This window comes from uncultured Methanobrevibacter sp. (genome assembly GCF_937906425.1).
GTDB lineage: Archaea > Methanobacteriota > Methanobacteria > Methanobacteriales > Methanobacteriaceae > Methanobrevibacter.
Window position 1 is genome coordinate 1 of sequence record NZ_CALCYR010000271.1, and the last position, 1,511, is coordinate 1,511.

General features: G+C 34.3%; 1 protein-coding gene. It reads right to left on the reverse strand.

All coding sequences use genetic code 11. From position 1 onward, the window contains the following. Window positions 1–148 precede the first annotated feature (148 nt). Window positions 149–1,450, reverse strand: coding sequence for a hypothetical protein (locus Q0138_RS07955; protein WP_297983108.1), 1,302 nt, complete (start codon window positions 1,448–1,450; stop codon window positions 149–151). Window positions 1,451–1,511 lie beyond the last annotated feature (61 nt).

A 1,511-nucleotide genomic window follows, 5' to 3' on the forward strand; every position in this document is an offset into this window, starting at 1 on the left:
ATTTAAGATCGTCTGCTGTCCATTCTACAGGTTTGTCAAGTCTATCGTCCAGGTCGGAGTAGTCATATGATCCGACTTCAAAAAGTTCATGCTTCATAATAATCACACTTTATTATATTTTTTATTATTTACTTTATATAAATATTTATTATATTTCAACTCCACTGTCACTGAGAACTCTTTCCCCTACAGGCTGTTCATCTTCAAAGTTACTTAAATAATTCTCATAGATTTCATCTGCCTCAGCATCCAATTCCATAACATACTTAATAACATCATCTCTTGAATAGCTAAAGTAAACATTATAATTATCATTAACACCCATCAACTCCATCTGACGATTTAACAATTCATTACAATACTTCAACACCCACTTCTGGTCATTAGCAACATTAACAATAAACCCAGTTATAGCTGAATCGTTAATGTACTCAGCCACATTCTGATTGGATTTCTCATTACCAGCCTGAGACTGAGGAGTCACAAAAGTTCTCAGGATATTATTCCTGAAGATTTCAGTCTGTCTTGTATAATCTGACTGGTAGTTGTTACCCCCAAGTATTTTAGATTCTATTCCTGGAGGAACAATAGCTACATTACTATCAGCAGTAGTTCCATAATCAGCATACAAGTTTTCCTTTGCTGTGCTTGAAAGCTCAGTAATTATAGGCTGACCGTTAGCATCAAGTGAAGGTTTTACTTCAATAATATTATCCTTATTAATCCTCTCAACCTGATTACGCTCCAAGTTGCACTTGTGGTATATATCATCAAGACAATTAAGGATAATGCTTTGAGCCTCGCAGTATATCTCATTGTACATGAAGTTAATAACTTCATCTGCTTCATACTTAACAGTTAATGTGCCTTCCTCAACACTTACAAAATTATTAAAATCTTCTGGAGAGCCGTTAACAACATCTTTAGGCATCTCATGCAAATATAATTGCACTTCATTATCATCATTAAATTCTTTCTTTAATCCGTAACCAGTTGCTCCGATTTCTAAAAAGATAGGTTTAATGTATTTGCCGATACTTTGATCCCAACGCTCGACCGGTTTAATTAATCCCTCACCATCCACCATTCCCGCCTGAAGAATATTTTTTGCAACCTGGCTGATGTCGATTTTCCTTGCCCATAATATTAATGTGAGTTTATCTTCTGCTGATAATTTATTTTCCTTATCAACCAGGACAATATTAACATTAGCTTTATCAATTCTGTTTTTCAAAATTCCGGATGTGTAACCGTCAAGTTTAACTGCATATCTTGCGTTGGCTATTGTCTTATTAATTACTGGTGGAAGTGCATCAGGCAAGTCCAGACCAGTGTTTATTCCATCCGTTCTAGGTTGCCTTTCATTTTCACCCCAATAGCTGCGCTTGGTGTTGTACTGCTCCACACGATTATTCAATAATCTGGTTTTAATATAATCAGTAATTCCCATGACATATCATTTCCAATTATAATTTTTTATTATATTGTTTATTATATTTTTATTTAAAAAT